This is a genomic window from Rathayibacter sp. AY1E6 (assembly GCF_002931115.1).
Classification (GTDB): Bacteria; Actinomycetota; Actinomycetes; order Actinomycetales; family Microbacteriaceae; genus Rathayibacter.
Genome location: NZ_PSVK01000007.1, coordinates 104,945 through 128,401 on the forward strand (window position 1 = coordinate 104,945; position 23,457 = coordinate 128,401).

A 23,457-nucleotide genomic window follows, 5' to 3' on the forward strand; every position below is an offset into this window, starting at 1 on the left:
CATTATGGCGGCAGAGAGCGCTCGTTTGGAGCACACCTCAACTTGGCGTCAGGCGGGCTCGCTTAGCGAGTTGTCTCGTCCATCGAGTCGGGAGCCTGCTCGGGAGAGATCTCTGCGTCTTCGTGGCGGGCATTGCGCAGGGGGGAGAGTGCGACGATGAGCGCGGCTCCGGTGAAGGCGATCGCCGCCGCTCCGATCGTCAGGTTGTAGCCCCAAGCCGTTACGAGGACGCCGGTCAACAGCGCACCGAAGAGAAACACGACGCGATTCGCTGTGCGGATGGTGGAGTTCATGCGGCCCTGGATCTCGTCGGGCGCGATCGCTTGCCGGTATCCCGTGTCGTTGGCATCCTCAATACCCATCGACAGCCCGTAGACGAACTGCACGGCGCAGACGACGGGAAGCAGGAGACCGAGGCCGCTGTCCACGTCGAGGGGAAGAACGGCGAGTGCCAGCCAGGGCAGGATGACGAGCTCACGGCCCAGCAGGATCGCACGACCCGCTCCGACCCGCGCCCCGACAGCAGGTGCGACGAGAGCTCCGAGGAGGCCACCGACGCCGCCGAACGCGAGCGAGACGCCGAACGCCCAAGCGGGCGGGGACAGCTCTCGGAGAACGAACACCGCGAACACCGTCGTCACGATGCTGTTGCCGAGGAACCAGGCGTGGACGGAGAGCGCGAGCGGCCGGAGGGTGCGGTGCCGGTAGGTGAATCGCATTCCGTCGAGGATGTCGTGACCGATGTGACGGCCTGGTGCGCGGCGATCGGGCCGGCGCTCCTCCACCTTGATGCGTGATTGCAGCACCGCCGACACCGCGTTGATGGCAGCGTCGAAGGCGAGCAGGAGTGGTGAGCCGATCAGGTTGAGCAGTGCTCCGCCGAGCGCGGGTCCTGCCGTTCCCGCCAGGGTCTCGCTCTGGCCCAGTCGCGCGTTGGCCATCACCAAGGACGACCGGGGAACGATCTGCGGGAGGAACGGCTGCGCGGCGGAGTCCGCGAACAAGGTCAGGACACCGAGCAGCAGGACTGCCGCGGCGAGTGACCAGAAGGTGAGCGCATCGAGAAGGAGAAGGACGGGGATCATTCCCAGAATCAGCGCACGCCCGATGCTGGTGACGACCAACGTCCGCTGGCGCCGCCACCGATCCATGAGCGCGCCCACGATCAGACCGAACAGCAGGTACGGCACTACGCCGAGCGCCGCGAGAATGCTGATCTCCGCAGGCGTTGCGTTCAGTACCGAGACGATCAGCACCTGGAACGCGACACCCGCGATCGCACTGCCGAAAGAGCGGATGGTCGTTGCGCTCCAGAACAGCGCGAAGGGCGGAAGGCCGAGCACTTCGCGCGGACCGTTCATCGGAACCCTCCGGGCAGCCGATCCATCTCTACGGTCCGCCGCGCATCAATCATTGGTGCCCCTCACGATTCAGTCCACTCTCCCAGAACAGCGGCCTGAGAGGATGTGGTGTCCGGTAGGGGATCGTTCAGCGAGACGTCCGCGAGCGGTGATGGAAGCCCGTGAGGGCACTCGGCTGGGACGGGGCTGACGTCGTTCGTGACTGGGTGCCGCGTCCTTGGAAGACGAAGCAGATGGCGGAAGCAACCTGCGCGAGGGGTGGCAAGTAGGCACAGGCGACGATGGCGACGATTTCCGCGCGCGTCGGCGTATCAGCGAGTTCAGCGATTATCGCGGCCCCGAGGAGCTGCGCGAGGAGCGATACTCCGATGATCCACAGGGCAGATTGTCGGAGGAGTCCTGCGCGCGTAGCGGCAATCGCACCGGCGAACGGTCCTGCGGTAGCGGCAATCAGGACTATGAGCGCGAGTGTCGTAGGAGTGAAGACCTGCACTTTTGGCCATGACAGGAGATACGTCGTTACCGACGCTCCGCACGCAACGGCGATGAGGGCGAGAGAAGCGACGCGATGCCCGCGGCGCAGCGCGATCGCCGCGGCGACGATCCATCCGATGGCGACGATCACACCGACGAAAGCGACAGCTCCTGACCAACCCAGCGCGATGGTTGCGACGTTGCCTGTTCGGGCCGCCAGCAATGCGAAGCGTGCTGGCACGTCGAGCACGGCAATGTACAGAACTGCCGCGATGGCGAATGTGATGCCGGTCGCTGTGGTCGGCAGGCGCGCTCGTCGGAACGGCGCGACGGCCGTCTCGAGGACGCCGGACCATGCGAGCGTTGCGCGGTCGACTCGAGAAGGGCCGAATCGACCCAACGCGTCGTCTCGGTCGAGGTAGGCGCTGATCGCCGACTCTGCGTTCCGTTCCCGCCACTCAGACGGATACCAGCGCAGGGAACGCCGGTAGGCGGTTGCGCCATTCATGCGGTCGCGCTTCGCCCGAGACCGCGCACGGCGCGAGCGGCGGCTCTCTCCATCACGGCGAGCCGCTCCGCATCTATGGCGAGTCGCGCGGAACCGGCATCGGTGAGTCGGAAGTAGCGCCGCGTACGACCGTTCACTTCCTCATCCCCGTCTGGACGAACGAGTCCCTGGCGCTCCAAGCGGTCTAGTGCGGCATAGAGAGTGGGGATCTTCAAGAGCATGGTGCCGTCTGACAGGCGTTGCACCTCGGAGACAATTCCATAGCCATGCGCTCGCCCCTGCGCCAGGACCGTCATGATCCATAGTCTCGGCTCTCGTATTTCCTCCACGGTGGCACCATACTCTATTTTGCAGAGTATCGTTGCTGCCGATCAAGCGTCTCACTGAGAGATCGCAGAACGGGCGGCTGGTCAGACGTTCGGGGCAGCGGCGTCAGCGCGACTCAACACGTCGATCGGAATCGGTCGATGACAAATCGGCCCGCTACTGAACTCATGCTCGAGCTCGTAGACGCACTCCGAGCAGACGGAGCTGCCGACCGCGCCGGCGTCCGCGAGGTGCTCTACCCAGGGGTGCGAGCACTCACCGCAGGCCTCAGCGAGTAAGACCCGGAACCGGGCGCGGCGCGAACGGCGAGCGTCAGCTCGCCGGTGCCACCGCGGAAGGCCGACCATCCCGTGAGCGTAGCGAGCGCGCCAGCAAGTAGTCGCGCGCGGCGCCTTATCCGCTCCGCCTCTGGTGTTCCGTTTGGGATCGCTGGCCGGGCGTCTGGGAGGATCAGCGCATGTTGCTGGACGCCGAGCTTGCCGCAGCGCTCGAGGCTGTCGGGATGCGGCGGCGTCATCCGGTTTCGGAGTACGACTACCGGATCGATGACGTGCGGCTGGTCGCTGGTCTGCTCGACTTTCGGCTTGTGCAGGTCGGCGGTCACACGGCTCGGATCAGGATCGCGTTGCCGTCGTCGGGAAATGATCAGCCCTGGATCTATGCCACCCCGCGAGATGCTGCGGACTGGACTTCGCAGCTGCTCGTGTGGATCGATGAAGAGGTGGGGACCGGTGGGCTTTCCGGCGGACGACTCCGAGTTGAGGAGGGCGGCGTGACGTACCTGGTTGTCGCGCCCTACGGCTGGCGGAGGGCCAGCGAGGAGGAGCACATAAGACTGCTTGACGGGACACGCGCGTAGAGGGCGTGCTTCCGCGGCTCGGAGGGTGCGGATCAACCCCGGTAATCCAACCGTCCCGCATGGGGATGGTTGGCCGGGCGCCTAGACGTCTGCGGGCAGCGGTATCGTCCCGCGAAGCCTGTGGCGGTGAAGCTCGCACCGTCGATCATTACTCCGACGTTCGGGCCGGAGGACATCAGCGCGGGATGTTCCTACTGCGCTCGGAACTGGCGCTGGTCGCTGCAGTAGCAGTGATGGCCGCGAGCGGCTGTCCTGCGGAACGCTGCCGCCCGCGCCCGCGCGCGGCGCATCCCGCGCGCCGGGCTGGTGCGGGGAACGGCCCTCCCGCAGACGCCAACTTGCAGCTCGCTGCCACGAACACTGTCCCACTGATGATCTTCGAAGGGCATGCGTGTCCCGCTGCCAAGCCCGGGTGTCGGCAACACCCAGGGTTGTATTGCCGAGCTATGCGGAGTAGACCTAGACGTGCACGACGACCGCTCACAAGGGGGTGAGCGCGGGGACTTGGATGAAGGTCGTAATAGTCATGCACACCTCACGAAATCGGTCCGCTGGCAAAATCGCCACGGTGTTCGTTGCGCTCGTCCTGGGTACGGTTGTCGCACCTGCCGCTCAGGCTGACGTACCAGGACTGAACACTCATTCCTGCGACGGACAGACGTACGACCACTCGCTCGGCAGCTACAGCAACGACCAGGGGGACTTGCCGCTGCGTTGCGGAAATTCCCGGTTCGGACTGAATCACATCATCGCTCGCGGCCACTTTGACGCGGACACCAACTTTGATATTCAGCAGACACTCAGCTACGGCCTCTACGCACCCGGGAGCTCAGGCTCTAAGACGCTCTACGACGCGAACTGCACACCCGTCTACTTCGTTCTCTTCGGATATAACGCCTACAACGGCTCCGATCCCCTCGCTAACCCCATCGGCATCGTCAACGCCTACAAAATCGACAGCACCATAAACACCCGATCTACCAGCAGCACCACCGCCGCACCCATCATCCAACCGCCCTACGGGACCGGATGCCCCGTCTACACCCCGATCGAGAACGATTGACCGACACCCGCGACCTCGCCGACGTCGTGGGGTGGATGCGCCGCCACTACTCCACCCCGTACGACGTCATCGCGGCTACCGCAACCCACAGCTCAAACGGATGGAGCGTTGACACAACCATTCGAGCTACACCCACCTCCACTGACGAGGTAGTGAATCTCGACCAGTGGGACCCTGCCGCAATCGATTCCCTGACCACCGGAGGCGACCTTGCAGTCGAAGCCTTCGCGCTAATCTTGCACGCCAACCTCATCGAATGGTGGGATACGGAACGACCGAAAACGTCGACGCGATACTGAACCACTAAACAATGTGACGAATCAAGCATAAGATCCGAGCAGACACCCCCTGCGAGGCGACGGACGGAAAGCAGCTGATTGCTCCGTTGAGCGGCTCTTCACCGGCACGCCGACAGCATCACGGGCCGCCGACCGACTCGACCCTTCCCTCGGCAGCTCCCAGAACCGCGCCACCCCGGGCGCGCTGCTTCAACTTCGATCCCATCGCCAACACTCCGACTCACGGTGGTATTGCAACGACCGGCTGAACCCAAGTCCCCCTAACGGACACCTCCGGAGTAGATGAGGACAGCCGCTCCGGCGTCGAGGAGCCTCTCCGGCCCCTGTTCGATGCGCGAGGATTTGGACATGCGTACCGATAGGGAATCGCTCTCCGCGTCGAGCGGGAGCCTCGCGCCCGCAGCGCGAGGCTCCTCTGACCCGGCCCGGCTCGAACGGGCTGCCACCCTCACCGTGCTGCGGGCAGGACACCCCCTTACTGGATTAGGGGTGCCTTGGGCGGGCGCATTCGACGGTAGTGCGGCGCGAGCCTCGGAGGGCTAGTGCGTCGATGCGTCCGGCGTCCGATGAGGGGTCGTCATCCGGCCATCGGCAGTCTGTCGTCACAGTTGGCGTCGTGCGTGCTTCGAGCGTGCGGCCCAGTCGTACGGCAGGTCCTGGGGAGGTCGATCGCCGACGACGGCCGAGAGTGCTCTGAGGTAGTGGTCACCGGTCCGGACGAGGGCGATGGTTCGGGGTCGGTAGCCGAGCGGCCGTTCATGCCAGATCGCTTTCGCGTCCACTTCCCAGAGGGAGAGCCAGTTGCGCGTGAGTGCGTAGGGGACGCCCACCCACATCGCGCTGTACTTCTTGCGGCGTTCGATGCTGACCAGGTTCTTCGGGTCGAGGAAGGTGGCCAGCAGCCCCGAGGTTGTGTCCAGATCGATCGCGGGGCGATCGGCTGGCGGGCGAGGGGGCCACTCCGGTCGGGTGCGCGAGAATCGTGCTTCCCAGGATCGACTCGGTCGCGCCCGCTCGATCTCCGCGAGACGGACGGCGGCGTACCCGTCGAAGAAGCCGCCGGTCATCGTCTCCGCGAGGAGCGCCCACTTCCGACCCACACCGACGACAAACCCGTCGATCGACCATCGGTTCCCGAACGCGAAACGGACCGTGACGTGCGTCTGGTCGCGCTGCGCGGTGGTCAGCAGTGCTTGGATCTCCTTCGTAGAGGACACCAGCACAGTCTGCCGACTGAGATGAGCCGTCGCTTAGCCGGCTGCGCTCGGCCGCGCCATCCCGGATGGGGATCGCTCACCGGAACGCTGGGCTCGAGTCGCGATGGCGCCTTTTGGGCCGGCGGCGATGTCATCCTTCCTGCGTTGTCGGGAGGATGATCGTCAGGGTGACCCCAACGAAGCGCCGTCTGCGGATCTCGAACGTGCAGTTCGTGTTCGCGATCGCCTGCTGTCTCGTCATGCTCGTGCTTGCACTTCTGAACGGCAACTTTCAGTGGGCCCTGCTCGTCCTGGCGGGTGCAGCCATCGGCATCGTCTACAACTTCTGGAGCACCGAGTCGGCGCCCCGAGCCGTGACCGACTCGCGCTCTCGCGAGTACTCGATCAACGTTCCCGCTCGTCGCCTCGAACGCGACCGGCCGCATGCAGCCCTGGTCACGAAGGGACCCTACAGCGGTGAGTACGCGATCATCTCTCGTGACGACGACTGCTGGTCCGTCATCGTCGCGCCGCGAAAGCTGATCGCCCGACGTCCGAGCGCCGGCTTCTATGACCTCTCCGATACTGCCCTCGACGACCTGCTCCACGAACTAGGTGCAGCCGTCATCCGGTCGGGCTTCCACGCCGACCGAGTGCTCGATGGGTTCGGACTCTGACCCTCTGCAGCACGAGGACCCCGTAGTTCTCGTACCAGCGTTCTGTTCGACCGGAACACCGTCCCGCATGGGGATCGTTCACCGGGTCTGCTGCAAGGGAGAGCGGTCAGATCGATCCGAGTCAAGGGGACGCGCCGTCAGCTGGCGGGGGAGACGTCCGGTGCGACGGTTTCCGGGAAATCTGCTGGTGTGTGCGCCGTCTCGTGGGTGAGGGTGTCGACTGACCAGGTGCCCGCGTGCAGCCGTAGCGTCGCCTCCTGGGGGAAGGAATAGGCGTACTCCGGAGCCGCTTCGCCGGTCTCGTACGGACTCCGCTGAAGGGTGGTGCTCTCGGTGAACGTCACCGTGGCCGAGTCGCCCGTGATCTGCACCGAGTTCAGCGCCACCTGGGTCTCGAACGCGGTGAAGGATTCCCCGAGCTCGAGGTAGTGGTCCCGCTGAGCGCGCAGTCGGGCGTCGTCCTCCATGACCGCAGCAAGTCGTTTCGGCGTCGAGGTCGACTCCGGGACGCCGAGGCCGGTGAGCTGCGGCGATCCCTCGACCAGGCTCTGAGCGTTCCGGTGCTCGAGGTCTGCGATTACTGCCGTCGAGATCGCCTCGTTTTGCGACGACGAGGACGCGAGGCCGACGACCACCGCTGCACCGACGCCCGCAACGCACACAGCGCTCAGGGCTATGACAAGCACTCTGGCAGGACGCACGGCTCTCTCCTCACGGGAAGCCGATGACCGGCTGCCGCGAGCATATCGACCACGACGGGACTCTCGCCGCCAAGAAACCTTCCGATCGGCAGCGTCCTGGCCCCCGTGTGTAGCAGCGGGAGGACCGGCATTCCGGCCGTCCCGAAAGAAGATGGTTCACCGGCACGCAGGGTTCTAGTTTTCCTTGACTCTGCGACCCGCGCCGCGCCCGTCTCCGCCGGCAATCCAGTCGTTGACCGCTCGAGCTACGTGAGTGTTGTGACTTGCGGCCCATGAGGGATCGTTGGATGCGGATGTGAAGGCGATCATCGGTGTGTGCCGGATGCGGCCGTGACGGTCGCGCCAGTGCAGGACCATCAAGCCGGCTTCTTGGCGCACTCGGATGGTCTGGTCGCGAGGGACGCGTCGGGACCACCAGACCCCGTGGACGGTGAGGTCGTTCTCTCGCAGGCTGACACCGCTGAAAACAACCCACCGCGCAGCGAGCGATATGACGACCGCGAAGATGACGATGAAGACCAGCTGCTCGTCCAGCGCGAGGCCGGGCTTCCATACTGTCGCTGCCGGCACGCAGATCAGAGCTGCGGGCAGGAGTATACCGAAACGGAGCTGGATATTCGGGCGAAACCGCACGAGCGCTGATTTTAGGGGGCGCCCGCCCGTTCGTCGTTCCGTATAGGGATCGTTCAGTGGCCGGTGAGCGGGCGGGTACTGCTCTCGGCCGCGCTGTGCGTCGCGGCCCAGAGCAGGGCGGCGCCGGCGGCCCCCGTCGGTCTGTCGCGTGAGGCGTCAGCGAAAGTCTCCGTTTCTCGACTGCACCCGCCACAGGCCGCGTGTCCACAGCGCGTGACGCCGCGGTTGCGGATTCCGGCTAGCAGCTAGCGAACGCCGCGGGCACGCTCGTAGCACCGGTAGAGCACGATCGCGCCGACGGCTGACACGACGAGTCCGATCAGAAAGCCCACGAGCAGGACCGGGCTGAGGTGGCCCCCGGTCTGATCCAGGTCCGCACGAACGCCGGCCTGAAACCCCGACACCGAGCAGAGGAAGGCGATCACGACACCCGACGCGAGCAGGCTCACGCCCTTGAGCACTTCCACCCTGACCACCCCCGGTCGTGAAGCTACCGCAGAGTGTTCCACCCCGCGACCGCCTCGTCCAGTATGAGGATCGTTCACCGAACGCTCCTCTGCGATTGCTGGAACCCGTTCCGGTCGTCAGTTGCTGTCGAGTGGTGAACCGGGAAGTCCTGGCGCCGGTAGCCAGTCCGAAAATCTCGCTCGCAGGTCTTCCTGCTGTCGCTCGTCCTTGAGGAAGACGTCGACGCCTCCGTCGTAGGGGGCGAAGAGCCAGCTAGCGGTGGCGTCGGTGACGGCGACGTGCGCTTCCTCGTTCGAGACGGCGCGGAACAGTGGCTCGAGTTCTTCGGGCCGGTGTGGCCCGAAGCTGATCGTCAGAGCCGGTAGATCGTAGAGGTCCTCGTCGTGCACGGAGCTTCTCCAGTGGACGGCATCGGGAAGAAGAGCTTCGATCCACGGAGTCCGGGCGAGGTCGTCTTGATCCCATTCCTGCGCAATGACGAGCAGAGAGGCTGCAGAATCGCCCGCGACCTCGGTCAGCAAGGTGACGTAGCGATCGAGAACCGTCTGCATCTCCTCCGGGCTCTCGGGGTACTGCTTCGACTTCGGAAGAGTGTGAAATCTCCTCCAGCGGTCAGCCCCGGAGTCGAGCGCGCGCATGTGCCATCCGATTGGCGCCACGTCATCGCCCCACTCGGCTCGCCAGCGTTTCTCGAAGGCCCTGATTTGTGAATTCACGCGGTGATCGTCGCACGATTCTGTCGGGGAGAGAGCCGGCGTACCGGCCGTCCCGTATGGGGATCTCCATGCGGGACGGCCTGGTCGGCCCCGGATGGACGTCGGGCGCCAGTTGAGGTTCGGGAGTCGCGAGAGCACGGCACCTTGACCGTCTCGGGAACTTCTAATCGTTACCGGCACCGCACCGCGACCGTGCTTAGCTGACCGGTATGAGCTGGAATCGGTCACGAGCGTATGGATCAAGCGCCGCCGTTCTTCTCATCGCCCTGTGCGTCAACGGCTGCGCGCCAGGCGTCAACGGCAACAGTGGATCTGCGGCCTGCGCTGCACCGACGATCGAGCTTCAAGAGTCTTCCCTGCATCCCGGCGGGGTAGCGCAGTTCTCCGTTGACGGGTTGATCGAAGACTGCGAAGACACCGGCGGCGGACTCTCCCCAGCCGCATCAGACACCATCATCAGCATCACTCCGACAGCGGATGGCAATCGTGTCCTTCTCGGCCGATCCAAGCCCGAGCCGCCCAGTGCGACCGTCAGCGGATCCTTCGACCTACCGACTGACCTCGCTGTGGGCCCGGCCCTCCTCGCTGTCGAAGGTGGACTCGGCGCCGAACTTCTCGTCACCATCACTTCCGAACCTCCTGCCTGAGCAACAAGGCAAAGTGCGAGAACCTCGCCACAGAGCGCCGTCGATCGCAGGGCCACGAGCTCAAAAGCCTGTGTTGAGTGCCCGCGTTCTATGCTGACCGCGTGGATGTCACCGACGCATGGGGCCGGCTCGTTGACGCACTCCGGGTGGAGGCGCCGATCACTCTTGCCGCGCTGCGGCCCGGAGCGCGGCCGGAGGAGATCGCGGTCGCGGAGCAACGGACCGGAGTGTCCTGGCCGGACTCCTATCGGGAGTGGTTCGCCTGCGTGAACGGCTCGACGCAGACTCCGGAGACGTGGGGAGAGGCAGGGTTCCTCCTTCCCGGCTTCACGCTCTTTTCCCTTGATGACGTCGTGAGCCAGCACGCAATGTTTCTGGACTCGTGGGAACGGCCGGATGATGCCGACGCCGCGAGCTTCTACGCAACGCCACCGATCGAAGCGGGGATGGCTGCGAACACGTTCCTGCCCTCATTCCTGCCGTTCGCCGGGCTGGACGGGTACCTGCTCTTCTGCGACGCACGTCCCGGCGCAGCCCACGGCTGCATAGCGGAGTTCGCGGCCGAGAATGCGGACACGGGCGGAACGCTGTACCCGAACCTCGCCTCACTGCTCGACGCGCTCACCGCCGCCGTCGTCGGCCGCACGCACTTCCTCCACTTCAGCCCGGTCGTGACCGCCGGGCGGCTTGAGTGGCCGCTCGACGATGACGAAGTGCTGCCGGCGGTCGACGCCGATCTGCTGCCTCCGCCCTCAACAGTCCCGCTCGTGGAGGAGTCACCCCGACCACGCGATGACGGCGACGGCTACCTGGTCGTCACGCTCGGAGTCCCCAGTGAGGCCACCGGTCGAACAGGCGAAGAGCTGCGCCCGTAGCTTGAGCACCTGCGCGGCCGTCGTCGTCATCGCGCTCCGCACCCGGTCGACATCGCGCCATCGGGCTTTGCAACCCGAGGCATCCGCGAACAACGGTTTGACGATCCCCTGCAGAAACGGTTCCGCCGCGCTCGCGTCGATTGTGCAGGCGACCTCGAGAAACAACAGGTGCTCGGTGTCGCGTCTGCGTGTACCGGTGAACTATCTCTCAGCGGGTCGCTGTGATCCGTGCGACCGGACGTCAGAAACGACGTTCGCGGCGCCAGAGGATGGCACCCGATGCGGCGATCACAGCACCGGCTACGGCGATCAACCAGCCGCCTGCCTGGCCCGTCGTCACGACGCCGATGCCACAGAGTGTGATGAAGACGCCACCTCCGGTGATGAGTTGGACCTGGGTGAAGATCACACCCACTGCTTACCAGAGCGCACGAGGTCGCGCTCGCTCTAGCGGGAGCCGGGCGAGGCGCTGTCCCACAGGGGGATCGGTGACCAAGCGATCCACCGCCTCCGTGTGGCCACCTATGCGACGACCCCGACTCCAGAGCTGCGGCGCTCCATCAGGAGCGCGGTCTCATGCGCCGTCGCGACGCCGCTGTCGCCGTCGCACGAGAACGATTCCGGCATTCACGACGAACAACGTCAGGCAGGAAATTGCGCCACTCGCGCCGTTGAGGTCCGTCGTGAACTCGAGGACCGCGAACGCGATGGCAGCGGCGAGGTAAACGCACGCGGCGATGGTGAACACGCGAATCTGTACTGGGTCGTTTCGCCGCTCCTCGTCACTGCTCATGAATGAGACCTTCCCACACCTACTCGTTGGAGAGCGTGACGAGATCCCGAACTCCGAGCCACGGGAACTGCGTACCGATAGGGGATCGTTCACCGGACGCTTCAGCGCTACGGCCAGTGAACGGAGGTGGCGAAGGCGGCCGGCCCGAGGGACCACTCGCCTTCGCCATCGGTCGAGGCTCACCGGATAATCGTGGGTGCGTTTCTACGAGAACGAAGGGTCTGAAATTGTGACCGAGAACGTGATCGCGAGGGGTGCTCCTTCGCATGACAGTGGTCTCAGCGATGGTCTCCCTCCGTTTCAATCTGCCCGGTGGTCAAGCTGGTTGCCGAGCGGAAGCCTGAGCGTGCTGATCGAGTACTGTCTAAGACGGCATAGAAGTTTTGTGGAGAGTGATGATGGTAACGACGTCGACAAAGAACAAGAGATGGAATGCATGGGCTGGGACGCGCCGAGACCTTCGGTCGTTGCTGGAACTCCTGGACAGGCTCATAGCAACGGCTCGGGATGATGCAGTCGAGAATGACCTCGCGTGGCCGAAGTCGCGTCTATCGAGTGCAGAAAATGAACTTGATCGAGCTGGCAAAACTCTTGAAGCAGACGAACAGCGCGTTGCAAAAGAAGTTGATGATCGCCCGGCGGGGACTGGAGAAGAATCCACATACTTAACCTATTTAGAAAAGGAAGTAGCTTTCTCGAAAAAGAAAGTCGAAGTTAATATCGAGCAAGTTGACGCCGCGGAGAAGGCCCTCGCAGAGGCTCGAATCGCCGCGGTCGAGAAGCACTCGATAAGTGTGAGAATGTATACTTCCACCGGAAGTGTCGATCATCAGGGTGACACGGAAATGCTCGCCGGGAAATTTGATTCTCGTACTCTTGGAGATTTTCTGCTCAAAGCTCCTGATTATTACGGGAGTAGCGCGAAAATACACATCGAAGTCACTCGCGCCGGCTTGAGACTTTCGGTCGCTGGCCCGGAGGATTGGACAACATCCGCGTTTGCGGCCGTCTCTGAGGAAATATCAAAATCGGTCGCCTGGTGGAGTGGTATCCGTGGAACTTGGGGTGCTCTGGGTGTGGTCGCCGCTACTTCAGTTCTTGGCACAGCGATAACTAACGCCATAGGCTTCAATAATCTCACAAATATTGTTGCAAGCATTGTAGTATGGCTTGTCGTGATGAGTTCTGGGATCTGGGGGCGATTCGCTATTCAGAACTTAGTACCTCCGTTCGAGGTTACAGACGGCGGGTCTAAGCCTCGAGGCGCTTCGGCAATGGGTGTTCTTGGCGTGCTATCGGTGGAAGTTGTGGTGGGAGTTCTGATCAACATCTACGTTTGAGGGGGTGGGGCCGACGTATAGAGCCGAATACGCTGCGGATCCCTCTTGGTGGCGCTTTAGGAATACGTTGCACATTTTTGCAGACCCCTGCTAATGATGGGGTCGTCAGGTGCTAGCTGAGGTTCGACTTGAAGTGCGCCAACGCTCAAACCTTGGGTGGAAAAAGAAGCTAAGACGGGCCTAGTGATTCCTGGACGGGAGTCGTCGGTGGTCACCGCAGTCGTTCCGTAGGAGGGTAGTTCGTTGGTTCGACTGGTCCAGGGCGCGAGGTTACAGGCGGGTCCGCCTTGGGCGCTGATGCCGGGGTACTGCGAGAGCCTGTTGGGCGGCGAGGATGAAAGAGGCTTCCGCGCGCTGTTGCGCTTGCTTGTCATCCGCCTCATAGGCAAGCTGCATGTCTATCGCCTGCTGTGCGACCGAGGCAGGACCTAAGACAAGGATCGGAGCGAGTTCTGCCGCAACCGTACCAAACAGCGCATCTGCCTCAGCCTGAAGCTTCGCCAAGTCCGCTGCCGCGCTCTCGTCGATCTTGTTGGCGCTGAGTAGACGCGCGGCAACCTTGTTCTGCTTCGACGTGTTGAGGTCGAAGCCTTTTATGAGGGTGTATGCGCGAATGAACGCTTCGTGCCGACGTTCTCGGAGCCACCGCTTGTGTTCACGCTTACCCTCAACCGCGGCGCCCGCCAACCCAGCGAGAGCGGCAAGCAGGGCGCCCCCGAAAATCGCCAATAATGCCTGAAGAGTCGGGTCGAGCGCCGAGGCAGTCGAGATCTCCGTGAGCGTGTTCAAGATCCGTGAAGCCACGCGCCCATTCTGCCTCCCGCTTCGACCACCGTGGTCCACGCGCCCGTTAGCGGGTCGTTCACCGGTCGCTTGAGGCGCCGATGCTTGTTCCGTCTCCCACAGCGGAACAGGTCCGGTCAGCTCGTGGGGAGAGGTGTCGGAGATGCGGTGGTGTGCTTCGAGCTGGCGACCCATGCTTCGCCATCCCAGCTGATCCACACTTCGCACGCACTGCGCGCGGCGGCTCCAGAGCGGGATGCGCCGGCGAGGTAAGCGTGGGCAGAGGTCGGCATGAGCTCATCGAACACGTCGAACTGCGTATCCGTCGCTGATACGTCAGCACAGGAATCGAGGATCCCGGAAGCCTGTTCTTCCGACGTCGCGCCAGCGGCAGCACGGATCGCTTCGACATCTCCGGTCAGAACGCCCGGCTCGAGAGCCGTGAGCGTGGAGCGCGCGGAGCCGGCGGGTGGTAGCGAGCTCTGCGCGGTCAGCAGGAGGGCAGCTGCACCTCCTGCTGTGATCACGAGCGCTGCTGCGCAAGCAAGGACCACGAGGCGACGTTGATTCATGTCCACAGTGAACCGCATCACCGGTCGGGGCGGATCACGTCTCGAAGGTGATCGCTGAGCGGGCGTCCGATAGGGGTACCCCAACTAGATGGTCTCGTGTGAACGTCGAGCCGTGAGCGAAGGCGGCCTCCTGCGGGGTACGCAGGCGGGGCGATGCGCCGGGGATGCTCGGCGTCGCGATGGTGGAAGACTTCTCTTACCGCCCCCGATGGAGGAACCGATGACGAGCTACCTCGTGAGCTATGACCTCTCTGCACCGGGACGTAATTATGACGAGCTCATCGCTCATCTGAAGCACACGCTCGAGAGCACATGGGTCGTCGTCACAGACATGACCAGCAACGAGGTGAGGGACGCTGCCACGAAGTACGTCGATGCCAACGACAAGCTCCTCGTACTGAAGCTCAGCGGCGCGGGTAGCTGGCGTGGGCTGAGGGCGTCAACCACTGAGTGGCTCAAGAAGCACCTCTGAGCCGACCTGCCGGCCGCAGGGCGGCACGTGGGTACAACGGTGGTGTCGCGGGCACGGCGGAGGGCCGGCCGAGTTGAGCGCTCGGCCGGCCCTGATCTGCTGGCTGGTGTGGTGTCGGGTTAGAAGCGGCAGCGCCAGCCGCTGGCGCTGGTGTTGACGGTGACGGCGACCGCTCGGGAGTTGTATTGCTGCTGGCAGGCGACGGCGACGTTGACGCCGACGAGGCCGTAGCGGGTGCCGCAGCGCCAGCCGTCGTAGCGGTTGTTGATGTTGGTGGCCTGGCTGGGTGCGAGGGTGCCGCTGCTGACGTTCCTGGCGCAGTAGTTGGCGATGTTGACGCCGTAGTCGGCTGCGAGAGCGGGAGTTGCGGTGGCGACTGAGAGACCACCTGCGAGCGCGAGTGCTGCGCCCAGTGAGGCCAGACGTCGGGAAACTTTCATGGGTGTTACCTCCTCGATGAGCCGGCGATCTGCCGTCGACGTGACGGTGACAGGCGTGGGGCGGTTCTGGGGTCCTCGTTGGAAGAACCGTCATTTCCGGAAAAGCTGGAGAATCAGCTGCATCGAAGCGAGCGGAGCGTGGGTGGCGTGGGACGGGTCCTGGTGCTCTGACCAGGTGTGTCGATGTCGACCCGGCCGGCCTTGAATGGGCGTTCCTGAGTGATCGGATGAGAGCTGCGCTGGTTCCGGTCCGTTCAGTCAGGTGCAGAGTGCGTCGCCAACGTCGATGGTGTCGCCGTTGAGGGTGATGTTCCCGTGCGCGCAGATGCGTGTGTCGGCGTCTGACCGGACGATGAGGGCGGTGTAGGCGCTTTGGACTCCTTCGACTGTGGATTCCTGTCGGTGGTTGTCGCGGTCAGCGCTCTGTGGGTAGATCTCGATGTGGACGCTGTTGTTGAAGCTCTGGTTGTCGTATCGCGTGATCCGACCCCATGCGGCTTGGCAGCGATCTGACCACATGACTTCGAGTAGGACGCTCTCGTTGCGTGTCTCCGATGCGGCCGGTCGGGCGTCGTCCAGGCAGGAGGTCGCTGCGGGGTCGACGCCGTTCTCGACGGGAAGCATCGACGGGCTTCCCGGATCCGGCTCGGTGGCAGCAACTGCCTCGGGGCGATCAACAAGGGCAGTGATGCCGGTCGCGACTGCGGCTCCCGCCCCGAACGCTACGACAGCGAGAACCACAGCCCCGCGAAGAGTCAACGCGTGCTGTGGCTGCGGACCGGCGGTCGGTGGCGCCGGCTCATCGGGCGCCGAGCGCGTCTTGGTGGTGGGGGACGCTAGTAGGGTGCGCCGGTCCAGCCACGCGGACGGGTCCTCGCCAAGTGCGCGGACGAGGCAATCGAGAGTCCGTTCGGACGGCAGCTGCTTGCCCTTGAACGCGTCTGACAGCGACGACTTCGAGACTCCCGTCAGCTGCTCCAGGTGGACGAGCGTCGGACTTTCCGCTCTCAGACGTAGCCGACGAAGATCAGCAGCCAGGAGGTCGACCCCAGAGACTTGCTGCGAAGAGCCCTCTTCTTGCACCTGCGGCCTTCCTGACCCGATCACACGCTCAGCGTGGAAGTCCAAGGTACCGTCGGATCCGGCGAGCCGTGGAGTCGTCAACATGCGATTCAAGGTCGGTAGTGAGTGGTGAACGTGATCGAGGACATGGTGCGCAGCATCGCTGAGGCGCCTGGCGCGGTGATCGGCGCTGCGGCGGTAGGCGTGGTGGGTTTCGTCTTCTACCGATTGAACAAGCTGCTGGATCGGCGGGCTGATCGTAAGGCTGCCGACGCAGCGAGGACTCCGAAGGCGAGTGCCGCGAATCGTCGCGCCGGACAGCGCTTCTTGAACCGAATGGCGACGAGGCGAGTGCACCGGGACGGGCCGGCGCGATGGTTCGTGACGTACGAGCCGAACCTTGCCGCATACAGCCTCGAGCACCGCGGACCGGGACCAGTCCACGACCTCCGCGTCGACGTTTTCACCCGCGGCCGCCGACCACGGCCAGTAGGTGTCACGATCCCTGTGCCGGTGCTTCCCGCCGGGGTGCCCCTCACGTTTCGTCCCGGCGCGCCGAGCCGAGCTCGGATGTATGTCCTCGGACTCCGATGGGACGACGACTTCGGAGTTGAACAGTTCGAGCGCTTGCCGCTTTCCACCGCCGGCACGTTCTGAGCACGACACCCACTGCCTCATGGAGGTTGGGTCTGCCGCAACGGGACGCGTGCGCGGGTGCTGGCAATTGCTGTCGTTCCTCGCGGTCGCCTGTACGACTCTTCGCGCTATCGCGCCACTCGTGCAGACAACCGTGAGCATTTAGATGTTCAGGGTCCCCTGCACGCGCGATGCGGGCGCCACTGAACCGTTCCGTACGGGATCGTCCTTCGGGTGTCCGTCCCGTAGGGGATCGACTGCCGGTCGTGAGCGCTGTCTGCTGGAAGAATCCAGCAGATGGACGAGTCAGAGCGGACCGAACTGGAGAGCCTTCGAAGTCGCGCGTACGGGCGAGACGCCACAGCGGGAATCGACGCCGAGGAGCGAGAGCGCCTGCGACTCCTCGAGGGGCGCGCGGAGCCCGCCGATCACACAGGAACCCTCAGTACGTCATCCGGCCAGCAATCAGCGGCGCGGGCGGACACGGAGTCATCAGGTGACGGATCGCATCAGGCGCCGGCGTCAATCGCGAGACGACTCGGCAGGGGAGGAATCGCCTTGTGGGCGGTGTCGATCGTCGCGACCGGACTGCTCGTATTCGCCGCGACTGTGTGGGCGACGGGCGATCGGGGACGTGAGGTCGGCGCGTTGCAACTGCGCGAGGTGGAGCAGGGGGCGGACAGTGGGTTCGGGGACGCCCTCACCACGGATGATTTCTACGGCCTCACCGTCATCCGAACTGAAGACAGCCAAGAGTTCTGTCTTCTCGTTTTCCCTACCGACTCGGCAGACGGAGGGCTGGCCTCGCGCGGCTGCACCGCCGGGTCTTTTCCCGCTGCCGTGCAGATGACCGTTGCCGAGGAGATGCCTGCGCAGCTCGTAGCCGAGTTCCGACAGGGCACTGGGCTCCGGTTCTCGCTCGACGGCGAGACAGTCAAGGTGCAATCGGATTCTCGCTGACCGCGCGCCGTCACGGAATCGGATACTGGCCGTTCACGACACTTAGAATGAGTGACCAGTTACGTGACTACTCTTTTCGGCGTGCCGGCCTGACAGCTCCATGTCACGTATTCGGCCGTATAAGTGACAGGGGTCCGCGATGCTCGTCGGGTACATGCGCGTCTCGAAGACCGATGGAACGCAGACGACAGATCCGCAGCGCGATGCGCTGCTCGCGGCCGGCGTCGATGACGCGCAGCTGTACGCCGACCTCGCGTCCGGCCGGAAGGATGATCGGCCGGGTCTGCTCTCGTGCCTGAAAGCGCTCCGTGAGGGCGACACGCTCGTGGTGTGGAAGCTCGACCGGCTCGGACGCGACCTTCACCACCTCGTGAATACCGTCCATGACCTCACCGCTCGCGGCATCGGACTGAAAGTGCTCACGGGGCAGGGGGCGGCGATCGACACGACCACCGCGGCCGGCAAGCTCGTCTTCGGGATCTTCGCGGCCCTCGCCGAGTTCGAGCGCGAGCTCATCTCCGAACGAACCATGGCGGGCCTTGCGTCAGCACGAGCACGCGGTCGGGTCGGAGGGCGCCCGTTCACCATGACGCCCGCCAAGGTGCGACTCGCGATGGCATCGATGGGCAAGCCGGAAACGAACATCGGCGCCCTCTGCAAAGAACTCGGCATCTCGCGCCAGACGCTCTACCGCCACGTCTCGCCAACCGGCGAAGTGCGGCCGGACGGCCTTCGCGTCCTCGGACGCAAGAGCACCTAGACGCAGCTCGCTGACACCGGCGTAGGCTCCAAATGACGGCTCCGGTAGTTGTGCAGACGACCTCGAAGATCTGTGCAGAGGACCTCGAGAACTGACAATGAGACCGGAATCTCGCGGCGCTGTTCGTCGCAATAGACCCGCCCGATGAAATGCCCGATGATGGGGCGTCAACTGACACACTGAGCGCATGGCAGCTCTCGTGGGATACGCCCGCGTCTCAACCGACAAGCAGGATGCGACCGCGCAGCGCGACGCACTCCGGGCGGCCGGCGTTCCATCCGATCGGATCTACGTCGATTCCGGTCTGACGGGCCGGAACCGCGAGCGTCCCGCGCTGCGGGAAGCGCTGGCGGCATGCGACGCCGGATCGACTCTGCTCGTGACGAAGCTCGACCGGCTCGCGCGGTCCATCACAGACGCTCGCGACATCGTTGATGAGCTGACCCGCCGCGGCGTGAAGCTCAGCATCGGGGGGTCGGTCCATGATCCGGAGGATCCGATCGGCCGGCTGCTGTTCAACGTGCTCGCGATGGTCGCGGAGTTCGAGGGGGACCTGATTCGCGCCCGCACGCGTGAGGGGATGAAGGTCGCGAAGGCCAAGGGGCGTCTGCGTGGCCGTCAGCCGAAGCTGTCGCCGAAGATCGAGGCGCATCTGGTCGCAGAGCATCGTGCCGGGAACTACACCGTTGCCGAGCTCGCGGCGGAGTTCAAGGTCGCGCGTTCGACGGTCTATCGGGCGGTGCAGCGGGCTGATGCGCGCGCCGCTGGGGCCGTCGCCCTGGCGCTGTCGACGGAGGGCGCGTGATGTCGGGGGCGGAGAGGGAACCTTCGCTGGTGCCGGGGAGGGTGGAAGTGCTGCCCGGGTGGTCTGCGCGTACACGTATTCTCAACACCGGGTGGGGAACGCTCGCCCAGGCGATCGCCTGGATCTGGCTCGTCATCGGGTTCGCGGTCCTTCCTCCGGGATCGCGTCTGCCCCTTTTCGTGCCGCTGGCGCTGTTCTTCGCCGCTCTCGCTTGGTCAATGATCTGTCTCGCGATCGGCACATCCAGGGTCACCGCTGAGAAGGAAGCCGGTTACACGACCCTGGGGTTCGGGCGCATCACGGTTCCTACGGTGGATTCGAGAACCGGTGTCATCCTGCGGGAGGCAGGCGAGCCGCATCTGGACTGGAAGACTGCGGCGCTACTTCGGCGACAAGCGAGGAACAAATGACCAATGCCGTGACCGTTTCTGCGATTCCTGCTCTCCGGGTTCGTTGGTTTCCGCTCGTGCTCGCGGTCGGTGCCGTCGTCGCGCAGCACTTCTTCGTTCTGAGCCGGAGCGGGTCATATTCGGTGGTCGCTGTCATCGATGGGGCTCTAGTGGTTTTGGCGGTGGGGCTCTTCCTCTGGGCGAGGGCGTCAGCCGGGCGCTCCGCGCGGAGGGTGGCGGAACTTGATCCCGGGACCTCGGGGGAGGCTTTCGCGTGCGTCTACCATCAGCACCTGCGGTCGCTGGTGAGGGGCTTGGACCCGGACGTCAGCATGGGGTCGTACCCGGTCGTTCACCTGGACGAGACCGGGCTGAGCATCCTGTCGCAGGCGAATGCGCGGCGGGTCACCTTCCCGTGGTCGCGAATCGCGTCCGTCCGGCCGACTCCGCTGCTCGACCGGTTCTTCACCCGGCGATCGATCGAGGTCGTCCTCGAGGAGGGCGGATCGGTCGTGCTCGCCCCCTACGGTGACCGTTCGTTCTTCGGTATGAAGGCCGCCGATGACGCGAGGTTCAGCGCGATCTTGACCGCGATCAGCTCGAGGTCCGTAGAGGGGCGGTCGGTCTGAGGCCCGGTTTGTGGTCGTAGGCGGACGTCATGAGCTTGTCGGAGGCGCCCGCGTCTCGACGGATAAGCAGGACGCGCAGGCGCAGCGCGACGCGCTGCTTGCGACCGGTGTGCCGGCGGAGCGGATCTACGTTGACGCCGGCCTCACCGGCAGCAACCGCGAGGGGCCCGCGCTGCGCGAGGACCTGGCGGCGTGCGACGCCGGCTCGACTCTGTTCGTGACGAAGCTCGACCGGCTCACCCGCTCGACCACCGACGCACGCGACGTCGTGGACGAGCTCGCGCGCAGGGGAGTGCGACTGAATATCGGCGGGTCGCTGCACGACCCGAACGACCCGATGGGCCGGCTGCTGTTCAACGTGCTGGCGATGATCGAGGAGTTCGAGGGCGACCTGATCCGGTCGCGCACGCGCGAGGGGATGCGGATCGCGAAGGCGAAGGGGCGCCTGCGCGGCCGCCAGCCGAAGCGCTTCCCGAAGATCGAGGCGCACCTGGTGGCGGAGTGCCGCTAGGGCAACTACATCGTGGCCGAGCTCTCGGAGCAGTTTGGGGCGACGCGCTCGGCGGTCTACCGGGCGGTCGAGCGCTCGAACATGACGGAGTTGCGCGCCGTCGACGTCACCCTTCCGCTCCCTGAGGGAGAGCAGTGAAGCCGAGTGCCCAACGGTCACTTGATGCGGCGCGTCTTCGAGGGCGGTCGTTGCGACCGACCGGCTCGCGGTGAGGCTCCTGGAGCCCCGAGCCGACCCGGATGAGGCGGGGGGCTCCCACGGCCCCGCTGCGCCTTTACAAAGGGCCTCCAGGCCGTCCGTCGACTCGTGAGGTCCGGAGGTTTCCTCCACCGTCTCCGGCGAAGAGGACTGCTGTGCAGTATCTCGAGTTCTCGTCGAATGGGCCGAGGTGTGCGGCCGGATTCCTAGCGCTCACGCCCAGACATGCGCGCGGAGACCCTGACCTGCGCAGCACGGTATCAGGCGACCCGCGGAGGTTTCCATCCGATGCGCCAGCGCTTACAGGTGGCGGCCTGGTGCGCCCGTCGAGGCGCCGGCCGGTCTGCCGGCCGTTGACTCGTCGGCCGGGTCCGGCACTCCACCGCCGAGGCGTCCGCCGCTCAGTCGAACCGCGCGCCCTCCGGCCGCGGCGGCAGCACGAACAGGATCAGCAGGAACACGTAGCCGGCGATCGGCACGAGGATCGCGAGGATCCACAGCCCGCTGCGGTTCACGTCGTGCAGTCGTCGCCAGATCAGCGAGAGCGACGGGAGGAACGTCGCCAGGGCGATCGCGCTCGCGGCGAGCGACACCCAGAAGGTCTGGAACGGCGCGCCGCTCGGGTACGGGGTCAGCGTGAAGTCGAGGCGCCACGGACCGCCGTCGGCCAGCTGCAGCAGCCCTGTGAGGACGCTGCCGAGGAGGATGATCCACCAGTACTCGGCCCGGCTCGCCCTCCCGCGGAAGCGGAGGTAGTTGCCGAAGAAGCGGCGGAGCGCCGCCATCGGCGGAGCCCCGTAGTAGGGGAGGGTCAGCGGCGGCTCGAGGGTGCTCGGGCTCATCGGGTTCCGTCTCTCATCCCTCGACCGTATCCCCTGCTCCCCGCGCCGCCGCGTCGGCCGTGCGGACGACATCCCGGTGTTCGCGCCGGAGGAACGCCGCCGTGTCCACGAAGCCGGAGGCCGCCGTCTTCACAACGGAGGAAGATCGTTCCAGCTCGAGCGTGAACGCGCGGATCGGCATGCGCCGGAGCACTTTCTTCCTCCGTCATCAACACGATCAGCGGGTAGGAACCGCCTCCGCCCGCACCGCCGCCGTCGCCCGGGCGTCGACGATCAGGCTGACGACGAGCCCCACCGCGACGATGACGATCGCGACCCACGGCAGCACGTCGAGCCCGCTCGCGTCGATCGCCAGTCCGCCGACGACCGCGCCGCCGCCGATGCCGATGTTGAACGCCGTCGTCTGGAGCGCCGCGGCGAGGCTCCGCAGCTGGAAGGAGGAGGTGCGCAGCATCCGGGTCTGGAGCATCGCCGGGATGCCGCCGAACGCGATGTTCCAGATCACCGCGGCGACGACCACGGCCGTGGCGGCGCCGGTGCCCGCGGCGACGGCCAGGCCCGCGAGCGCCAGCACGACCGCGATCGCGGCGACCACGAAGCCCGAGCGGGGGAACCGGTCGGTCGCGAAGCCGGCCAGGACGAGTCCGACCGCCCCTGCGCCGCCGAACGCGAAGAGCACGAGCGGCACCGTGTCGGGGGCGAAGGAGGCGTTCTCGAGCCAGGGCGTGATGTAGGTCGAGAGGGTGTTCTGGCCGATCAGCACCAGCAGGATGACGACGCAGACGCCGATGATGCGGGGGAGCGTCCGGTCCTTCCGCGCGGGCAGGCGGATCTCGCCGGTCCGCAGCGGGATGTGGTGGTCGACCGCGGGCAGGAACTTCACCACGATCAGCGCGAGCACGAGCACGACGCCGCCGAGGATCGCGAAGGTGGGCCGCCAGCCGAACGCATGCCCGAGCGCCGTGCCCAGGGGGACGCCGAGGACGAAGGCCGCGGATCCGCCGCCCGCCGTGATCGCGGTCGCGCGGCCGAGCTGCTCCGGAGCGACGAGGTGCGCGGAGTAGGCGGCGACGATCGCCCAGAAGAGGCCGTGGGCGAGCCCGCCGAGGATGCGCGCGCCGATGAGCAGCCCGAAGGTGGGGGCGAGCGCGGCGAGGACGTTGGCGACCGCGATGGTGCACAGCGCCACGAGGAGGAGGCTCTTGCGCGAGAAGCGCTGGGTCACCAGGGTCAGCGGAGTCGTCGCGACGACGACGGTCGCGGCGAAGATCGTGACGAGCTGGCCGGTGAGCGAGATGCTCACCCCGAGGTCGCGCGACATGTCGGGGATGAGCCCGGTCGGGAGGAACTCGCTCGTCACGGAGACGAAGACAGCGCCGGCGAGCGTGAGCAGGCCGATCCAGGGGAAGGCGGGGGCTTTCGCGGTGTCCTGAGGGTTCACGGTGTCCTGAGGTCGGGGGC

31 protein-coding genes are annotated in these 23,457 nt (G+C 65.4%); 14 read left to right on the forward strand and 17 right to left on the reverse strand.

Annotated elements, in window-relative coordinates:
• Positions 1-62 precede the first annotated feature (62 nt).
• The 3 genes from C5C46_RS08640 to C5C46_RS17350 form a co-directional block, all read right to left on the reverse strand.
• Positions 63-1,361 (reverse strand): MFS transporter, encoded by a 1,299-nt coding sequence (locus tag C5C46_RS08640; protein ID WP_104226393.1) that lies wholly within the window; start codon positions 1,359-1,361, stop codon positions 63-65.
• A gap of 127 nt (positions 1,362-1,488) precedes the next feature.
• A complete protein-coding gene (locus C5C46_RS16570; RefSeq protein WP_146078958.1) occupies positions 1,489-2,343 on the reverse strand; it encodes an NAD(P)(+) transhydrogenase (Re/Si-specific) subunit beta in 855 nt (284 codons plus the stop codon).
• Positions 2,340-2,639: a PadR family transcriptional regulator gene (locus tag C5C46_RS17350; RefSeq protein ID WP_104223338.1), complete on the reverse strand. Its 300-nt coding sequence runs from the start codon at positions 2,637-2,639 to the stop codon at positions 2,340-2,342. The genes C5C46_RS16570 and C5C46_RS17350 overlap by 4 nt, the downstream gene beginning before the upstream one ends.
• Positions 2,640-3,127: 488 nt before the next feature.
• Between C5C46_RS17350 and C5C46_RS08655 the strand changes: the two genes are divergently transcribed.
• Positions 3,128-3,529: a hypothetical protein gene (locus tag C5C46_RS08655; protein ID WP_104223337.1), complete on the forward strand. Its 402-nt coding sequence runs from the start codon at positions 3,128-3,130 to the stop codon at positions 3,527-3,529.
• Between the two features lie 526 nt (positions 3,530-4,055).
• Positions 4,056-4,592, forward strand: a complete 537-nt coding sequence (locus tag C5C46_RS08660) for a hypothetical protein (RefSeq protein ID WP_146078959.1) — start codon at positions 4,056-4,058, stop codon at positions 4,590-4,592.
• Between the two features lie 901 nt (positions 4,593-5,493).
• On the opposite strand, the gene C5C46_RS08665 is transcribed toward C5C46_RS08660, so the two are convergent.
• Positions 5,494-6,108 (reverse strand): hypothetical protein, encoded by a 615-nt coding sequence (locus tag C5C46_RS08665; RefSeq protein ID WP_104351282.1) that lies wholly within the window; start codon positions 6,106-6,108, stop codon positions 5,494-5,496.
• Between the two features lie 203 nt (positions 6,109-6,311).
• On the opposite strand from C5C46_RS08665, the gene C5C46_RS08670 reads away from it, so the two are divergent.
• Entirely contained in the window at positions 6,312-6,764 is a 453-nt protein-coding gene (locus tag C5C46_RS08670) for a hypothetical protein (RefSeq protein ID WP_146076919.1), read from the forward strand.
• A gap of 137 nt (positions 6,765-6,901) precedes the next feature.
• On the opposite strand, the gene C5C46_RS08675 is transcribed toward C5C46_RS08670, so the two are convergent.
• The 4 genes from C5C46_RS08675 to C5C46_RS08690 form a co-directional block, all read right to left on the reverse strand.
• Complete coding sequence (locus tag C5C46_RS08675; protein WP_146078960.1) at positions 6,902-7,465, reverse strand: hypothetical protein; 564 nt, start codon at positions 7,463-7,465, stop codon at positions 6,902-6,904.
• A gap of 174 nt (positions 7,466-7,639) precedes the next feature.
• A complete protein-coding gene (locus C5C46_RS16575; protein ID WP_104351280.1) occupies positions 7,640-8,098 on the reverse strand; it encodes a hypothetical protein in 459 nt (152 codons plus the stop codon).
• Between the two features lie 245 nt (positions 8,099-8,343).
• The gene (locus C5C46_RS08685; RefSeq protein ID WP_146076918.1) at positions 8,344-8,565 is read right to left on the reverse strand and encodes a hypothetical protein; all 222 of its coding nucleotides are present in this window, start codon (positions 8,563-8,565) and stop codon (positions 8,344-8,346) included.
• A gap of 117 nt (positions 8,566-8,682) precedes the next feature.
• Positions 8,683-9,204, reverse strand: coding sequence for a hypothetical protein (locus tag C5C46_RS08690; RefSeq protein WP_104226400.1), 522 nt, complete (start codon positions 9,202-9,204; stop codon positions 8,683-8,685).
• Positions 9,205-10,030: 826 nt separating this feature from the next.
• Between C5C46_RS08690 and C5C46_RS08695 the strand changes: the two genes are divergently transcribed.
• Positions 10,031-10,804, forward strand: a complete 774-nt coding sequence (locus C5C46_RS08695; protein ID WP_181136508.1) for an SMI1/KNR4 family protein — start codon at positions 10,031-10,033, stop codon at positions 10,802-10,804.
• Between the two features lie 241 nt (positions 10,805-11,045).
• On the opposite strand, the gene C5C46_RS16580 is transcribed toward C5C46_RS08695, so the two are convergent.
• Together C5C46_RS16580 and C5C46_RS16585 are read right to left on the reverse strand one after the other, a co-directional pair.
• Positions 11,046-11,213, reverse strand: coding sequence for an LPXTG cell wall anchor domain-containing protein (locus C5C46_RS16580; RefSeq protein ID WP_181136509.1), 168 nt, complete (start codon positions 11,211-11,213; stop codon positions 11,046-11,048).
• Positions 11,214-11,378: 165 nt separating this feature from the next.
• Positions 11,379-11,597, reverse strand: a complete 219-nt coding sequence (locus tag C5C46_RS16585) for a hypothetical protein (RefSeq protein ID WP_146078962.1) — start codon at positions 11,595-11,597, stop codon at positions 11,379-11,381.
• A 467-nt stretch (positions 11,598-12,064) separates the two neighbouring features.
• Between C5C46_RS16585 and C5C46_RS16590 the strand changes: the two genes are divergently transcribed.
• Positions 12,065-12,937 (forward strand): hypothetical protein, encoded by an 873-nt coding sequence (locus C5C46_RS16590; RefSeq protein ID WP_146076915.1) that lies wholly within the window; start codon positions 12,065-12,067, stop codon positions 12,935-12,937.
• A gap of 270 nt (positions 12,938-13,207) precedes the next feature.
• On the opposite strand, the gene C5C46_RS08700 is transcribed toward C5C46_RS16590, so the two are convergent.
• On the reverse strand, positions 13,208-13,741 hold the full coding sequence (locus tag C5C46_RS08700) for a hypothetical protein (RefSeq protein ID WP_104226402.1): 534 nt from the start codon (positions 13,739-13,741) through the stop codon (positions 13,208-13,210).
• A 116-nt stretch (positions 13,742-13,857) separates the two neighbouring features.
• Positions 13,858-14,292, reverse strand: coding sequence for a hypothetical protein (locus C5C46_RS16595; protein ID WP_146078963.1), 435 nt, complete (start codon positions 14,290-14,292; stop codon positions 13,858-13,860).
• A gap of 220 nt (positions 14,293-14,512) precedes the next feature.
• Between C5C46_RS16595 and C5C46_RS08705 the strand changes: the two genes are divergently transcribed.
• Positions 14,513-14,764: a SinR family protein gene (locus C5C46_RS08705; RefSeq protein ID WP_104327625.1), complete on the forward strand. Its 252-nt coding sequence runs from the start codon at positions 14,513-14,515 to the stop codon at positions 14,762-14,764.
• Positions 14,765-14,883: 119 nt separating this feature from the next.
• Here the strand turns inward: C5C46_RS08705 and C5C46_RS08710 are convergent, their stop codons facing one another.
• Both C5C46_RS08710 and C5C46_RS16880 read right to left on the reverse strand, forming a co-directional pair.
• Positions 14,884-15,204, reverse strand: a complete 321-nt coding sequence (locus C5C46_RS08710) for a hypothetical protein (protein ID WP_104226404.1) — start codon at positions 15,202-15,204, stop codon at positions 14,884-14,886.
• 258 nt (positions 15,205-15,462) lie between these two features.
• Positions 15,463-16,287 carry a DUF2690 domain-containing protein gene (locus tag C5C46_RS16880; protein ID WP_181065499.1) on the reverse strand — a complete coding sequence of 275 codons (825 nt, stop codon included), beginning with the start codon at positions 16,285-16,287 and terminating at the stop codon, positions 15,463-15,465.
• Positions 16,288-16,392: 105 nt separating this feature from the next.
• Between C5C46_RS16880 and C5C46_RS16885 the strand changes: the two genes are divergently transcribed.
• From C5C46_RS16885 to C5C46_RS17355, 8 genes are all read left to right on the forward strand, one after another.
• Positions 16,393-16,923 (forward strand): hypothetical protein, encoded by a 531-nt coding sequence (locus C5C46_RS16885; RefSeq protein ID WP_181065498.1) that lies wholly within the window; start codon positions 16,393-16,395, stop codon positions 16,921-16,923.
• A gap of 546 nt (positions 16,924-17,469) precedes the next feature.
• Positions 17,470-17,862: a hypothetical protein gene (locus C5C46_RS08720; protein WP_104226406.1), complete on the forward strand. Its 393-nt coding sequence runs from the start codon at positions 17,470-17,472 to the stop codon at positions 17,860-17,862.
• A gap of 139 nt (positions 17,863-18,001) precedes the next feature.
• On the forward strand, positions 18,002-18,622 hold the full coding sequence (locus tag C5C46_RS08725) for a recombinase family protein (protein WP_104226407.1): 621 nt from the start codon (positions 18,002-18,004) through the stop codon (positions 18,620-18,622).
• A gap of 187 nt (positions 18,623-18,809) precedes the next feature.
• Positions 18,810-19,427, forward strand: coding sequence for a recombinase family protein (locus tag C5C46_RS08730; protein WP_104226408.1), 618 nt, complete (start codon positions 18,810-18,812; stop codon positions 19,425-19,427).
• Positions 19,424-19,837, forward strand: coding sequence for a hypothetical protein (locus tag C5C46_RS08735; RefSeq protein WP_104226409.1), 414 nt, complete (start codon positions 19,424-19,426; stop codon positions 19,835-19,837). The genes C5C46_RS08730 and C5C46_RS08735 overlap by 4 nt, the downstream gene beginning before the upstream one ends.
• Positions 19,834-20,445, forward strand: a complete 612-nt coding sequence (locus tag C5C46_RS08740; RefSeq protein ID WP_104226410.1) for a hypothetical protein — start codon at positions 19,834-19,836, stop codon at positions 20,443-20,445. The genes C5C46_RS08735 and C5C46_RS08740 overlap by 4 nt, the downstream gene beginning before the upstream one ends.
• Positions 20,446-20,455: 10 nt before the next feature.
• Positions 20,456-20,956 carry a recombinase family protein gene (locus tag C5C46_RS08745; RefSeq protein WP_308471007.1) on the forward strand — a complete coding sequence of 167 codons (501 nt, stop codon included), beginning with the start codon at positions 20,456-20,458 and terminating at the stop codon, positions 20,954-20,956.
• A gap of 12 nt (positions 20,957-20,968) precedes the next feature.
• Positions 20,969-21,094, forward strand: coding sequence for a hypothetical protein (locus tag C5C46_RS17355; protein WP_258061582.1), 126 nt, complete (start codon positions 20,969-20,971; stop codon positions 21,092-21,094).
• A gap of 461 nt (positions 21,095-21,555) precedes the next feature.
• On the opposite strand, the gene C5C46_RS08750 is transcribed toward C5C46_RS17355, so the two are convergent.
• The 3 genes from C5C46_RS08750 to C5C46_RS08755 form a co-directional block, all read right to left on the reverse strand.
• Positions 21,556-21,996, reverse strand: a complete 441-nt coding sequence (locus C5C46_RS08750; protein ID WP_181074926.1) for a DUF805 domain-containing protein — start codon at positions 21,994-21,996, stop codon at positions 21,556-21,558.
• Between the two features lie 13 nt (positions 21,997-22,009).
• Positions 22,010-22,177: a hypothetical protein gene (locus C5C46_RS16890; RefSeq protein ID WP_181074925.1), complete on the reverse strand. Its 168-nt coding sequence runs from the start codon at positions 22,175-22,177 to the stop codon at positions 22,010-22,012.
• A 36-nt stretch (positions 22,178-22,213) separates the two neighbouring features.
• Positions 22,214-23,457: MFS transporter (locus C5C46_RS08755; protein WP_219812278.1), on the reverse strand; the 1,244-nt coding region annotated here is incomplete at its 5' end.

What these genes read in the sequence shown, in the direction of transcription:
- C5C46_RS08640 (WP_104226393.1), bottom strand. Translation starts at nt 1,361, where the DNA reads ATGAACGGTCCGCGCGAAGTGCTCGGCCTTCCGCCCTTCGCGCTGTTC.
- C5C46_RS16570 (WP_146078958.1), bottom strand. Translation starts at nt 2,343, where the DNA reads ATGAATGGCGCAACCGCCTACCGGCGTTCCCTGCGCTGGTATCCGTCT.
- C5C46_RS17350 (WP_104223338.1), bottom strand. Translation starts at nt 2,639, where the DNA reads ATGACGGTCCTGGCGCAGGGGCGAGCGCATGGCTATGGAATTGTCTCC.
- C5C46_RS08655 (WP_104223337.1), top strand. Translation starts at nt 3,128, where the DNA reads ATGTTGCTGGACGCCGAGCTTGCCGCAGCGCTCGAGGCTGTCGGGATG.
- C5C46_RS08660 (WP_146078959.1), top strand. Translation starts at nt 4,056, where the DNA reads ATGCACACCTCACGAAATCGGTCCGCTGGCAAAATCGCCACGGTGTTC.
- C5C46_RS08690 (WP_104226400.1), bottom strand. Translation starts at nt 9,204, where the DNA reads ATGCGCGCGCTCGACTCCGGGGCTGACCGCTGGAGGAGATTTCACACT.
- C5C46_RS16585 (WP_146078962.1), bottom strand. Translation starts at nt 11,597, where the DNA reads ATGAGCAGTGACGAGGAGCGGCGAAACGACCCAGTACAGATTCGCGTG.
- C5C46_RS16595 (WP_146078963.1), bottom strand. Translation starts at nt 14,292, where the DNA reads ATGAATCAACGTCGCCTCGTGGTCCTTGCTTGCGCAGCAGCGCTCGTG.
- C5C46_RS08705 (WP_104327625.1), top strand. Translation starts at nt 14,513, where the DNA reads ATGACGAGCTACCTCGTGAGCTATGACCTCTCTGCACCGGGACGTAAT.
- C5C46_RS08710 (WP_104226404.1), bottom strand. Translation starts at nt 15,204, where the DNA reads ATGAAAGTTTCCCGACGTCTGGCCTCACTGGGCGCAGCACTCGCGCTC.
- C5C46_RS08725 (WP_104226407.1), top strand. Translation starts at nt 18,002, where the DNA reads ATGCTCGTCGGGTACATGCGCGTCTCGAAGACCGATGGAACGCAGACG.
- C5C46_RS08730 (WP_104226408.1), top strand. Translation starts at nt 18,810, where the DNA reads ATGGCAGCTCTCGTGGGATACGCCCGCGTCTCAACCGACAAGCAGGAT.
- C5C46_RS08740 (WP_104226410.1), top strand. Translation starts at nt 19,834, where the DNA reads ATGACCAATGCCGTGACCGTTTCTGCGATTCCTGCTCTCCGGGTTCGT.
- C5C46_RS08750 (WP_181074926.1), bottom strand. Translation starts at nt 21,996, where the DNA reads ATGAGCCCGAGCACCCTCGAGCCGCCGCTGACCCTCCCCTACTACGGG.
- C5C46_RS16890 (WP_181074925.1), bottom strand. Translation starts at nt 22,177, where the DNA reads ATGCCGATCCGCGCGTTCACGCTCGAGCTGGAACGATCTTCCTCCGTT.